The organism is Novosphingobium sp. PhB55 (assembly GCF_004368805.1).
Taxonomy (GTDB): domain Bacteria; phylum Pseudomonadota; class Alphaproteobacteria; order Sphingomonadales; family Sphingomonadaceae; genus Novosphingobium.
In genome coordinates this window covers 131,767-144,756 of the sequence record NZ_SODQ01000008.1, presented here as the reverse complement: position 1 = coordinate 144,756, position 12,990 = coordinate 131,767, and the positions used below count along the sequence as shown (strand labels likewise).

9 protein-coding genes are annotated in these 12,990 nt (G+C 66.6%); 5 read left to right on the top strand and 4 right to left on the bottom strand.

Annotation, left to right across the window (positions count from 1 at the left end; translation table 11 throughout):
* Window positions 1–20 precede the first annotated feature (20 nt).
* Complete coding sequence (locus EDF57_RS20285) at window positions 21–704, bottom strand: polysaccharide biosynthesis/export family protein (protein WP_134095560.1); 684 nt, start codon at window positions 702–704, stop codon at window positions 21–23.
* A 303-nt stretch (window positions 705–1,007) separates the two neighbouring features.
* Between EDF57_RS20285 and EDF57_RS20280 the strand changes: the two genes are divergently transcribed.
* The 4 genes from EDF57_RS20280 (at window position 1,008) to EDF57_RS20265 (ending at window position 7,508) form a co-directional block, all read left to right on the top strand.
* A complete protein-coding gene (locus EDF57_RS20280; protein WP_243841166.1) occupies window positions 1,008–1,907 on the top strand; it encodes a WecB/TagA/CpsF family glycosyltransferase in 900 nt (299 codons plus the stop codon).
* A 71-nt stretch (window positions 1,908–1,978) separates the two neighbouring features.
* Window positions 1,979–3,466 (top strand): hypothetical protein, encoded by a 1,488-nt coding sequence (locus EDF57_RS20275; RefSeq protein ID WP_134095559.1) that lies wholly within the window; start codon window positions 1,979–1,981, stop codon window positions 3,464–3,466.
* Window positions 3,463–5,028 carry an O-antigen ligase family protein gene (locus EDF57_RS20270; protein ID WP_134095558.1) on the top strand — a complete coding sequence of 522 codons (1,566 nt, stop codon included), beginning with the start codon at window positions 3,463–3,465 and terminating at the stop codon, window positions 5,026–5,028. Before EDF57_RS20275 ends, EDF57_RS20270 begins: the two co-directional genes overlap by 4 nt.
* 290 nt (window positions 5,029–5,318) lie before the next feature.
* Window positions 5,319–7,508 carry a TonB-dependent receptor gene (locus EDF57_RS20265; RefSeq protein ID WP_134095557.1) on the top strand — a complete coding sequence of 730 codons (2,190 nt, stop codon included), beginning with the start codon at window positions 5,319–5,321 and terminating at the stop codon, window positions 7,506–7,508.
* A gap of 65 nt (window positions 7,509–7,573) precedes the next feature.
* On the opposite strand, the gene EDF57_RS20260 is transcribed toward EDF57_RS20265, so the two are convergent.
* Both EDF57_RS20260 and EDF57_RS20255 read right to left on the bottom strand, forming a co-directional pair.
* Window positions 7,574–8,206: a class GN sortase gene (locus tag EDF57_RS20260; RefSeq protein ID WP_134095556.1), complete on the bottom strand. Its 633-nt coding sequence runs from the start codon at window positions 8,204–8,206 to the stop codon at window positions 7,574–7,576.
* Entirely contained in the window at window positions 8,203–10,419 is a 2,217-nt protein-coding gene (locus EDF57_RS20255) for a marine proteobacterial sortase target protein (protein ID WP_134095555.1), read from the bottom strand. Before EDF57_RS20255 ends, EDF57_RS20260 begins: the two co-directional genes overlap by 4 nt.
* Window positions 10,420–10,600: 181 nt before the next feature.
* Here EDF57_RS20255 and EDF57_RS20250 point away from each other — a divergent pair, with 181 nt between their 5' ends.
* Window positions 10,601–11,380 (top strand): helix-turn-helix transcriptional regulator, encoded by a 780-nt coding sequence (locus EDF57_RS20250; RefSeq protein WP_134095554.1) that lies wholly within the window; start codon window positions 10,601–10,603, stop codon window positions 11,378–11,380.
* A gap of 15 nt (window positions 11,381–11,395) precedes the next feature.
* Here the strand turns inward: EDF57_RS20250 and EDF57_RS20245 are convergent, their stop codons facing one another.
* Window positions 11,396–12,850, bottom strand: a complete 1,455-nt coding sequence (locus EDF57_RS20245; RefSeq protein WP_134095553.1) for a CHAD domain-containing protein — start codon at window positions 12,848–12,850, stop codon at window positions 11,396–11,398.
* Window positions 12,851–12,990 lie beyond the last annotated feature (140 nt).

The following is a 12,990-nucleotide window of genomic DNA, read 5'->3' as shown; positions in this document are numbered from 1 at the left end:
CGGACCACGCTGCCGCGCCTTCACGGAATGACGAGAACGTCGCCGCTCGACAGGGTCGGCAGCGGCTTGGCGAGATTGCCGGGATCGAGGCTGCGACCGCCCTTCAGCAGGCGCTGGAGCTGCACGGGTTCCACAACCTGGCCTTGCGCCGTCTGCCGCAGGATCACGGCATGACGGACATCCGCGAACTCGGCGGTGCCCCCGGCCATGCTGAGGGCCTGAAGGACGTTCGGCGCGGTGCCGCTGGTGAAGCTGCCGGGCGTGCGGACTTTGCCCAGGACATAGAAGCGCATGCCCGTCGCCCCGCGCAGCGAAACGGTGACATCGGGCGGCGCCGTGCGATAGTTGAGGGAAATGCGCTCGCGCAGCTCCGCCGCGATGTCGGAGACATTGCGCCCGCTCGCCTTGATCGTACCGGCGAGAGGGAATGCGAAGGTTCCGTCGGGCTGGACCAGCACTTGCCGCTGCATCCGCTCCTCGCCCCACACGAAGACCTCGAGTTCGTCGCCCGCGTTCACGGTATAGCGGGTGGAGGCAGCGGACTGCGGCGCGGCTGCTGCTGCCGATACGGCCGCTGCCGTCACGGCTTCACCGGCCTCCTTGGCCGCAAGGTGACCGCACATGCTCCATGACAGGAGCGCCAGGCATCCGGCGAATGCGCGAAAGATGCGCGCGGCGCGGCGGCCTGACTTTCCGGAACGCATGGACGACGCGCGGGCAAAGGACACGATACCTCCCTGGACGCGGGCTCTCTCCCGCAGTCCGGTCAGGAGGGTATCGGTCGGGCCAAACGCCCGTAATCGTTCGATCGGGGGGCGGGCTTCACGGGTAGGAGAATTCGCCAGTGGCCTGATCGGCGCCTGCATCGACAGGACGGCGGAACCGGATCGGCAAATGCGGATGGCGGAAAGGGGGACCGGAATTTTCGCAGGCGGATGGACGGTCCCGGTAGCCACAAGAGATCGGCGACCGGCCCTGCGGCATATTCGTCCACGGGGAGAAACACCATGTACCTCGACAAGTTCCACAAGACTTCGGGAGAATTCGCGCCGGCTGACATGCGCGAGCTGGCTGCTCTGGTGGCGGCCACTTCTGCAACTCTGGCAGAGCCTCTTTCGGCACTTGAGCGGCCCGATCCCGGTCCCGTGGAATTTCTCGAACTGGCTTTCACGCGGATCGACATGGCAGGGGCGCTCGACGCCGTCGTTTCGCGCCCGCCGTCCTCACCGTTCGCTTATGTGGTGACGCCCAATGTCGACCATGTCGTGCGGCTGCAGCGCCGCCGCTCGGACCTCTGGCCCGCTTATCGCGGCGCCTGGATGACACTTTGCGACAGCAGGATCCTGGCGAAGATGGCCAGGGCCGTGGGGCAGGACCTTCCCGTCGTGACCGGCAGCGACCTCACCGCCGCCTTGTTCGACCACCACATCGATCGGAACGACAGGGTCGCGATCCTGGGCGGCAGCGAGGACATGGTGGCCCGGATCGCCGCCCGTTACGGGCTCTGCGATCTGCACCACTACAATCCGCCGATGGGCTTCATCCGTGATCCGCGCGAAGTGACGCGGGCCGTAAGGTTCCTGGCCAACACCAAGGCTCGGTATGTCTTCCTGGCGGTCGGATCGCCGCAGCAGGAGATCATTGCCCGGCGCCTCGCCCGGGCCGGTGCGGCTTGCGGTATCGGCTTCTGCGTGGGAGCGGGACTGGAGTTCCTCACCGGCGACCAGGAACGCGCGCCGCGCCTGATGCAGCAGATGTCTCTGGAGTGGCTCTATCGCCTGGGATCCGATCCGCAGCGCTTGTGGCGGCGCTACCTGATCGATGGGCCGCAGATATTCCGCATCCACCAGACCTGGCGGAGGATGACCCTTGGGCTCCAGAACGCGGCCGGGGGACTGACACCCTGAAACGGACCGCGATCGCGCTGTCGCTATGCGCGGTCGCGACAGCGGCCGTGGCGGTTTTCGGACCTCAGGCCGTGCGCCGCCATTCCCTCGTCGAGCAGGCACGCTCGGCGCAGGATGCGCTGCGGCCCAACATCGTTCCGGTAGCCGCACCTCCCACCGCCCTGGGCATCAATCTGTTCGGGCTTCAGACCTTCAATCGGCAGCAGGTCTTCTCCAACATGATCCTGCAAAGCGAGTGGTTCTCCTCGCGCGGGGATGGCTGGACGCCGATGCCCTCCCAGCAGCTCGATGCCGCGGGGTGGGTGCGCAGCCTGGAACCGGGGCAAACGGCGCCGCGTCCGCTGGTCCTGCCTGCTGCTCCGTTTCGGGCAATGGCGGTGCGGTGCACTTTTGCCGGCCGCGGCGGGCTGGAGGCTGGCGGTGTGGCACGCGTTCTCGGCGTTTCTGCCGGCGCGGTCGATCTGGAACTGCGGCCAACGGGAGCGGAAGGCGAGGGCGCCTGGGTCGAGCTGATCTCCACCGACCCGGCCGATCCCTTGCGCGAACTCGATTGCCGCAAGGCGGGCGTCCCGCGCAGCCAGCGGTTCGACCCGGAATTCCTCGCCTTCCTCTCCGGCTTCAAGGTCGTTCGCTTTCTCGACTGGCAGCGCACGAACGACAACGCGCCAGCCGCGTGGGCGACCCGCAGCCTTCCCGGCAGCGGGTCTCAGGTTGGCGTGGCGGGCGCCTCGGTCGAGGACATGGTCGACCTTGCCAATGCCGCCGGCGCGGACCCGTGGTTCCTCATGCCCTACGATGCCGACGCGGATTATCTGCGCGGCTTCGCGGTGCTCGTCCACGCCCGCCTCGATCCGGGGCGCAAAGTCTATGTCGAACTTGGCAACGAAGTGTGGAACGACATCTTCGATGCCTCGGGCCAGGCTGAGCGGGAGGGACTTGCCTTGGGGCTTGGCGGCGGCGATCCCATGCGGGCACGGATGGAGCGCTATTCCCAGCGCATGGTCGCGGCCATGCGCATCTGGACCGCGATCTATGCCGACCGGCCGCAGGCGCTGATCCGGGTATGCTCCACCCAGCATGCCAATCCCGAGCTTGCGCGCATGGTCCTGAACTATGGCCATGCGGACCGCTGGGTGGATGCTCTGGCAACCGCGCCTTATCTCTGGCTGGAACTTGACGGCTATCGCAAGCGGGATCTCGATCGCATTTTCACGCAGATGCCGGGTTCGATGGAGCGGACGCTGGCGATGGCGGCGGCCAATCGCGCCGTGGCGGCCCGGCATGGCCTGCGCTACATCGCCTATGAAGGCGGCCAGCATCTCGTCACCACCGATCTGGACCTCGCGCGCGCCGTGCAGCGCGATCCGCGCATGGGCGAGGTCTATCTGCGCTACCTCGAAGGCTGGCGCCGCCGTTTCGGCGATACCCTGGTACTCTACGCGGCGACCGCGCCGATCGGCGAATATGGCTCATGGGGCCTGCGCGAATATGCCGGCCAGCCTGCGGCCGAGACGCCGAAGCTCTCGGCCGTGCGCCGCTTTCAGGCGGAAGCGCCGTGAACCGCCACGCGGTTCAGTCGATGATGGGGACGGGCGGGCTCTTCGCCTTGCTGGCGGTCGCCTATTACAGCATCCATTCGGCGCTCTATGTCGCTTGTGCCAGCGGGGCGGGCGTCGCGCTGTTCCTGATTTGCCTGCGCCGCGTCCACCGCGAGGAAATGGCCATGCGCAGCCTGTTCTGCGTGATGGCGCTGCCGATGCTGGCCTGGTCGCTCCCGGCGGTGCGGCTGCTGCATCTGGCGATGTGTTTCTGGGTGCCGGTGGTGGCGGGGCGGCGCGAACGTATCGCTCCGCTCTATCTGTTCAGCATGCTGTTGCTGCCTCCGCTGGACGCCCCGGTGGAAATCGGCGGGTTGAAGCTGTTCGATTTCGGGGTGCAGGACGGGCTTGCCATTGGCGCGGCAGTGGCGATCTGGCTGAAGTTCCGGAAATCGGAAAGCGCGCCGCGGCGGCTGACCAGCGATGGATGGGTCGCCGCGTTCCTGCTCATGCTGGGCCTTGCCCTCTCGCGCGAGACCACGGCCACGAATTTCCTTAGAACGACGGTCAATCTCGTCCTCGACCTGGGCCTACCCTATTATATCCTCAGCCGCGGCGTGACGAGCACCGAGGGGCAACGCATGGCCCTGCGCTGGCTGGCCTGCGGGGGCGTGGCGCTGACGGCGGTGCTGGTCCTGGAAATCTGGCGCAGTTGGCCGATCTACAATGAGCTTTACGGCCAGTATAACGTGCCGATGATGCTTCTGGTGAAGGCCCGGGGCGGTTTGATGCGGGCCGGGGGACCGTTCGTGGAGCCGACCTCCATCGCGCTCGTCCTGGCCATGTGCTTCGCCGCCCTCAGCCTGCTGCGGGAGGATTTTCGATCTGCCCTGCGTCATTCCGGGCTGCTGGCGATCACGTTCCTTGGGGTATCGGCGCCGCAATCGCGGGGCGCCTGGATCGGCCTCGCGCTCGCATCGGTGGCCATGGCGATCTACCGGGGACGTTGGCGCTCGCTGCTGGCCTGTGCCGGTGGGATCGGCCTGGCGCTGGGCATCGTCTTGGTGACGGCCCAGCTTTCCCCCACTTTTGCCGAAGCGCTGGGGCTGTCCGACGGGGGCGCCAACGAGACTACGACCTATCGCCGCGATCTTTTCGAAAAGGGCAAGGAAGTGTTCTGGCAAAGCCCGATGTTCGGGCATTCGATGCCGCGGCTCAATGTGCTGCTGGCAGACTTGCGGCAGGGAGAGGGAATCATCGATTTCGTGAACACCTACCTCTGGATCGCGCTGATCGCCGGATCGGCAGGGCTGGCGATCTTCATCGGCAACTTCCTCGACCCTCTCGTTTCGCTGTGGAAGCGCCGCCGCGTTCTGCGGCGCACGCCGGGAGAGGCTCCCGCGGCCTTCGTGTTCGGGGTGCTGGTGATGCTGAGCGAGATGCTGTTCTTCACCTCCTTCGGCGGGCGTCCCGCTTTCCTGACGCTGGGGCTGTTCGGACTGTCTGCCACTATCCTGGCGAAACCGCAGGCCCGGCGTGCGCCGCTGCCATGGATGCCGGACAGCGCCCCGCTGCGCGCATGAACCGCGGATCGACTTTTTGCTGGACGGCACTTCTGGCGCGAAAACCCGGCAGCACCATGCGACTCTGCCGAGGGCGAGAAAAAGCCCATCGAAGTCAACGACGTTGATGGTGCGCTGCAAAAACATCGGCGAGCCACGCAACGAAGCGGCACCGTGATATTTCTACAACATTTCCGCCCGATCTTATTTCTGCAACGCAGCATCGAAAACAATGCGTTTGCGAGTGCACCCGCAAGTCCCTACTCCGCGCGACAAACAAGGTCTCAGGGTAATCAGGGTTTCATAAAAACATGACTCAGCGTCGATTCCGCCATCGTGCCGCCGTTTCGCTCATCGCTCTTGCTTGCGCCCTGCCGGCCGCTGCGCAGGCGCAGAGCATCGCCTCGCCTGCCAGCGAAGGCGCCAGCAGCACCGATATCGTGGTCACCGCGACCCGCCGCGAAGAACGCGCCGTCGACGTGCCGATCGCCGTATCGTCGCTGAGCGGAGACAAGCTCGCCGCGATCAATTCCAGCGGCCAGGATATCCGCTTCCTGTCCGGCCGCGTGCCCAGCCTCCTGGCGGAATCGTCGTTCGGCCGTACTTTCCCGCGCTTCTACATCCGCGGCCTGGGCAATACCGACTTCTCGTCGGACGCGGCCCAGCCGGTCTCGGTCGTATACGACAACATCGCGCTTGAAAGCCCGTTCCTGAAGGCTTTCCCGGCCTTCGACCTTGAGAACATCGAAGTGCTCAAGGGTCCGCAGGGTACCCTGTTCGGCCGCAACACCCCGGCCGGCGTGATCAAGCTGACCTCGGCCCGCCCGACCGACCATTACACCGGCCACGGCAGTGTTTCCTGGGGCACCTACAACACGATCAACAGCGAACTCGCGCTGAGCGGCCCGATCACCGAAACCCTGCGCTTCCGCGTTGCCGGCAACCTGCAGCACCGCGACGACTGGGTGAAGAACGACTACGCCGAGACGATCAACGAGCGCCGCTTCGACGGTTACGACGATCTCGCCGGCCGTGCGCTGCTGGAATACGACAACGGCCCGCTCAACGTCCTGGTGAACCTTCATGGCCGCCACTTGCGCGGTTCGGCCCGCGTGTTCCGCGGCAACACCATCAAGCCCGGCACCAACGACTTCGTGGACGGCTTCGACGTCGAGCATACCGCGCAGAACGGTTCCAACCCCCAGCGCCTCGACGGCTGGGGCACCAACGTCCAGGCCAGCTACGATTTCGACGGCCTGGGCACCCTGTTCTCGGTGACCGGCTGGGAAAAGGTGAAGGTCTTCTCGCGCGGTGACGTGGACGGCAGCTATCCCGCCGCCGTGCCCTTCTCGGTCGAGAGCGGCAGCAAGGCCAAGCCGCGCGAATTCACGCAGGAACTGCGCTTTGCCTCGGAAAAGTTCGGCGACGTCAGCTTCCAGGCCGGCGCCTACTACTTCAACCAGAACCTCGACACCGAGGCGCTGAGCTGGAGCACCACCAACGTCCAGACCAACGGCAACACCAGCCATCTCGACAACGAGACTTACGCGGTGTTCGGCTCGGTCGAATATACCCCGGTGGAATCGCTCATCCTGCGCGGCGGCCTGCGCTGGTCGCATGACCGCAAGTACGGCAACCTCAACGCCGCCGATGGCGTGCTGCTTTCCGAAGGCCGGGCCAAGGGCTCGAAGGTTTCCTGGGATGGCAGCGCCACTTACAAGCTGGACCCGGACCACTCGCTCTACGCCCGCGCCGCTTCGGGCTACCTTGGCGCTTCGCTGAAGAACGACGCCGTCTCGGGTGTCGCTTCGGAAGCCAAGCCGCAGACCACGACCTCGTTCGAAGTCGGCTTCAAGGGCGAAGAGCGCGGACTGGTCAGCTACTCGGCGGACGTGTTCTACATGAACACGCGCAATATCCAGCTCACCGCCGTGGGCGGCGCGTCCAACACGACCACGCTGATTAACGCGAAGAAGGCGATCGGCTGGGGCGTCGAGGGCGAAATGGCGATCACGCCGGTGGAGGGTCTCTCCCTGACCGCAGGTGGCAGCTACAACTTCACCAAGCTCAAGGACTCGGACCTGAGGGTCGAGCCCTGCTCGGGCGGCTGCACCGTGCTCGATCCGGTCGTCGCGGGCACCTCGCTCGTCTCGATCGACGGCAACCGCCTGCCGCAGGCGCCGCGCTGGATCGCCAACTGGACGGCCAGCTACACGGTGCCGATCAGCGAGAACCAGGAAGTCTTCGCTTACACCGACTGGGCCTACCGCAGCTCGGTCAACCTGTTCCTCTACGATTCGGTGGAATTCACCGGCAAGGCATCGCTGGAAGGCGGCCTGCGTGCAGGCTGGCGTGACAATGCCATGGGCATCGAAGTGGCCGCTTTCGCGCGCAACATCACCAACCAGATCCGCATCGTCGGCGCCATCGACTTCAACAACCTGACCAGCATGGTCAACGAGCCGCGCATCATCGGCGGCGAAGTGAAGTTCCACTTCTGATGTAACGGCCTCGCCGGTCCCGGTTCATGGAGCCGGCCGGCGAGGCTTTTCATCTGCGGTGCGGTTCACCGGCTGACCGCTTCGGCATGGACGACGTAGCGCCATGGGCCGCTCCGGATCGCGTCGAAGGGAAAACAGGTCACCAGATCCAGCCTTTCGCCGAGCGGCGCGTCGGCCACGGCGTAGCCGTCCCATCGCACCACTTCGGCACCGGTGACACGGTAGCGCCGTTCCAGGCCTTCGCGGGTCTGGGCGAAGATGAGATCGCCTTTCTTCATATCGCGCAGAAACCGGAAATGGGTGTCGCGATGGGCGGCGACCACGGCGGTTCCAGCCTGTCCCAGCGCCGCTCCACCCGGCAGCAGCGTCGGGCCGAAAGCCAGAGCCTGGCCCGATCCACTGTCCAGCACGATCCTTGAGATGCCAAGACCGGGAACCACCAGCCGGGCCGTGGGGGTCATGTCGGCCCAGGGCCAAGGCTTGCGCGGGGCGTGATCGACGCGACTGCGGTCGAAGGCGCGGTCCAGCAGGACCTGGGCCGCTGCGGCTTTGGCGGGGATATAGAGCCCGCATGCGATCTGCGCCAGGCCGGTCAGGCACAGCCCGAGCAGGAGGATGACCAGGAGGCCGCGTCCCCGCGCGACCTCCTTCAAACGGTTGGACCAGAGGGGCGCCGTTCGCAGGATTGCGACGTTCATGCCGCCCTCCGGCGCAGGAGCAGGGCGAAGCCGGTCATGCCCGCCAGCAGCAACGCCAGCCCCTTGCCGATCAGGCCGAGGAAGCCGGTCGAGGTCTGCGGCAGTTCCAGGGCCTGGGCCTGCATGGCGGCAAGACTGCCGGCTCCTTCCTGTCCGGGTGCTTCCTGCACGGCGTCCTGGCCGAAGAGGGCTTCGAAGTCCCAGCCGGCCGGCAGATTGATGGGCAATTCCTCGCGCGTCAGGCGGACGCCGGCAGGCCGCGCAGGCGTCTCGTCGACGGCGACCAGGCTGGTCTGGCGCGTGACGATCGCGTGCTCCATGCCGATCCGTTCGATCTCGGCATCGGCGCGGTCGTCCTCCAGCTTGCCGAGGGCGCGGTCGGCCTCGACATCGGTGATGCGGCGATGGGCCCAGAGCTTCTCGATGGCGGGGCTGGGCAAAGCAGCCGAGAGATCCACCCGCTGCACCCAGGACTTGCCGCCGATGTTGCCGGTGACGGTGAGGGTTCCGGAAAGCTTGTCGCTGCGGCCGACGAGCAACAGCGGCCGTCCGGCGTAGACGTCCGGCAGGCGCGAGGGGGTGAGATCCAGCGATCCGCCTTCGACCCGCACCGAGAGATCGCGCACCGCCGGATGGCTGAGCGCATCGAGTAGCGGCATCATCTTGGCAGCCACTTCGCTGGGCGCGCCGACATGGGTATAGACCCCGCCGCCGATGGTCGACATGCGCTCCATCAGGAAGTCGTTCGGTGCGGAGCCGATGCCGACCATGAAGACGTGGCTGCGGCCCCCGTCGTCCCCGATCGCGGCCATCATCTCGCGTTCGTTGGAAATCTCGCCGTCCGTGAGAAACACGATCTGGCGCAGCACCTCGGGACTGGTGCCGCCCCCGGTCCCGGCATCGTCCAGCGCGGCCTTGAGCGCGGGGAGCATCTCGGTGCCGCCCTGCGCCTGGAGCGATTCCGCGAAGCGGGTGGCGAGCGCGACCTGGTCCGAGGTGGCGGATACGCTGTGCTCGAACAGGCGCGTCATCGTGTCGTCGAAGCGGATCACGTTGAAGTGGTCTTGCGGGCGCAAGGTGCCGAGCGCGTGGATGAGGCTGGCCTTGGCCTCCTCCATGGAGTCGCCGCCCATCGAGCCGCTGTTGTCGATCACGAAGACCATCTCGCGCGGGGGGCGGGGAAGGCCGTCGAGATTGGCCGGCGGCGTGATTGCGGCCATGACGTAGTCGCCCTTGTCCGTATGCTGGGCGAACAGGCCGAGCGCGGGGTCGGCCGAAGCGGAGCGCCAGTCGAGCACGAAATCGCGGTTGGCGGGAACGGTGGTGTCGGCAAGGGTCACTGTGCGGTTGTCGGTGGCCCCGGCGACGTTGATCCGGTGATAGCGACTGATCAGGTTGGCAACCTCGAAGCCGGGCGCGAGATGGACCGAGATCGAGGTGGGATTGAGGCCGTCGCCCCGTCTGCCGCCCAGTCTGGCGCCAAGCGCGGGATCCAGAACCGGCGCGGCGGTCACGGCATGGGCGTCCTCGATAGCCGCGGCCGAGCGCAAGGTATGCGGCGGCGTATAGCGCGGCCCCACGACCAGTGGCAGGCGCAGCGAGAACGTACCGTTCGCCTGGCTGACCGGTGCCTGATATTCGATCGCGATCAGCACGGTCTCGCCGGGGGCGACATTGGCGACCATCGTGGTGAACATGTTGGGGCGCTGCTGCTCGACGAGACCGGCCTTGCGGCCGCTGGCCTTGGCGGCCTCATAAGTCTCGCGGGCTTTCGCGCGCGGTTCGATGTGGCCGACGATCACGCGTTGGCCGACCACCATCTTCAGCGAGTCCACCGCGCCGTCCTGAGGCAGTGGGTAGAGATAGCTGGCCTCCATCCACTTGTCAGAGGTGTTGCGGAAGGCCTGGGTTACGCGCACGCGGGCAACCTGTCCGGTCACGGTGACGTCCATGTCAGTGCCGAGGCGGACCGCCGGAAGGCTTTTCGCCGCGCCTTGTCCGCGCAGCATGAGCGTGCCGGCGGCGGGGCCGTCATCCGGAGCGGCATCGTCGACCGCGGTTTCGTCGGCGACGGCGGCCGTGGAATGGATCGCCACGGCAAGCGGCGCGCCGAGCGCCAGGACGATTGCCGGGACCAGGGCGCGGCGGATGGCCAGAATGCCGGGGCCGGAATGGCTGAGACCGAGAGGACGGGGGGCGGGGGACTGCGGCATGGCGGGGCTCCATCTGCTAGGGGAGCCCTTCGTCTATGCGCATGCCATGCCGCACAGCCACGAGCAGTTTCGGCCGGTTCCGGCACGAGATGTGCGGAAATGCGGAATGCATGTGTGGGAATGCGGAACGCGCACGAAATGATTGACGACATGTGCGGATTTGTGCGGAAAGAGACGCACGATGACAGTGACCGAAACAGAGCCCGCCGATTCCTCACCGCTTTCGGCCGAGGGCGCCGAAACCGCTCGCCTCGTGCGCGAGGAGATCGCCCGCCGTCGCATTTCGCGTCAGGCGCTGGCGGACATGGCGCGCATCAGCCTGTCCACCCTGGAAAAGGCGCTGGCAGGCAAGCGCTCCTTCACGCTGGCAACGCTGCTGCGCATCGAGGAGGCGCTGGGTGTCGACTTGCGCGCGGGCCGTCCTGCGCCTGCCGCGGCGCCGGTCCTGGGCGACGTGGCGCCGGAGTCCATGGGGGCCTATGCCCGCTCGGCCGTTGCCTGGCTCGAAGGTCGCTATCTGACGATCAGGCCGAGTTTCGGCACGCCGGGCGGCCTATTCGCCTATCTCACCACCGTGCGCTGGGTGCCGGAAAAGGCCTGCCTCGGCTTTGCGGAATCAGGCCGTTCGGATTCCCGGTTCGAGCAGGCCGGCCATGTCTCGATGCCGAACCTGTCCGGACACATCTATCTGGTGACGAACGAGCAGGGCCAGTACCGCCTGGCCATCCTGTCGCGGCCCACGATCGATGGTCAGCTCTTCGGGATACTGACAACGCTGGAAGTGGGCAGCGGGTCGCAGCTCGTACCCGCCGCCGCACCGCTCGCCTTGCGCAAGTTGCCGGAGGGAGAGGATCCGCCGCTGGGCCTCGTCACGGACGCGATGCCGCATTTCGCGGACTACCGCGCGATGCTGGGCCGCTCGACCGACGGGGACTTCGCGCGCCTCCATCTTCCCTGCTGATCTGGACGGCGCCGCTTAGCGCCAGAAGCGTTTTGCATCGACGAAAGTCTCGTAAGCCTCTGCGGCGGCTTCCAGAAGGTCCGCCTTCTTGTCGTGGCCCAGCAGGTGAGATGCCCCGGGCGCATCGGCGAGACCAAGGTTGTCGAGCAGTTCCGGGGCGCCGACAAGATCGTTGAGCAGACCCAGGCGATCCTGCAGTTCCTCCAGCGCGGAAACGAAGCGTTTGTGGCGGCGGCGCTCACGCTTCTCGGGGAAAAGCGCCACGAAGAAGTCCGTGGCATAGCGCAGCTTCTTGGCGGTCTTGCGCACTTCATGGCGCGCATGATCGTCCAGCTTCTCCAGCCGGCGCCCACCTTTCTTGACCTTGCGGCGGAAGCGTTCGAGGGCATTGGCGGCAAATTCGCGCGCCGTGGTTTCGCGTAAGGCGCGGCGATCCTCGTCGGTCAGCCAGTCTCCGGTAACGAGCCATTCCGACAGGTCCAGCATGAGCATGCGCGCGCGCCGGGAATCGAGCGCTGCGATGGCCCCCAGATAGGCATCGTCCCGCGCCGTCGTGATGCGGTCGAGAAGCGGCCCTTCGCTCGCCTGGTCCGCAAGCACGTCCAGGTCTCGCGCCTTGCCCAGTTCCCCGGCCAGCCAGCGCAGTTCGCCATTGAACCGGCGGCGCGTCTCGTCCGGGAACAGGGTCTTGAAGAGCGTCAGTGCGGAGCGCAGGCGGCGGATGGCGACGCGGGACTGGTGCAGGGCTGCGCCGTCGCGGTGATCCAGTACCAGTGGCTCGTTGAGCCGGAAATGGCGCAGGCAAGCCGCTGCAATCGCCTGGAATGCCTTGCCGGCGTCCATCTCGGTTTCCAGCCCGACACGGGGCGCCTTGGTTGCGGTGGGGGCCGGGCCGAGCAGCCGATAGCCGCGCTCGGCCTTGCTCGATACGCCGATGCGAACGGGAGCTATCGCATCGATCCGGCGCGCCAGGGCGAAGAGCGCGGCGGCGCTGCCTTCCTTCAGTTCCAGTTCGACTTCGCAGACCGGGGTTTCACGCTCGGCCGCAATGACATGGCCGCGATCGAGCGTGATCTCGATGCCGTCCCGGACCCAGAGGCGGCGCTCGTTGTCCACCGTGAACACCGGGGCGAGCGAGGCAATGCGGTCTCCCAACAGCGCCGGGATCGGCGTGGTATGGTCGATGATCGGCTCGTCATCCGGAACGGGACGCTCCCATTCGGGCCGGATGAACATGCCGGCCGAGGGGCCGTCGGCTTTGACCGTCTGCACCCGCTTCGAACCGTCGCGACGCACGCGCAGCGATAGCCCGGCCTTGGACAAGTCGTGATCGGGGGTGTCGAAATAGATGGCATGTTGCGGGATGAGGGCGGGCTCGCCCGCGAACAACCCCGAGGCTTCGAGCTGATCGGCGCTGTCCGGGGCCAATTCCAGCTTGAGCTCGGCTTCCTCGTTCGCGACCGCTGTCATGGCAGGCCCTCCGGTTGACAGGCCGCGGCCGGCGGCTCGGGAGACGGCGCGCTGTCGGAGAGGAGGATGTCCCGTCCGGCGACTGCCATCGTGATGGGGATAAACGCATGAGGGCACCGATCGTTCTCGAAGCGGGCGAT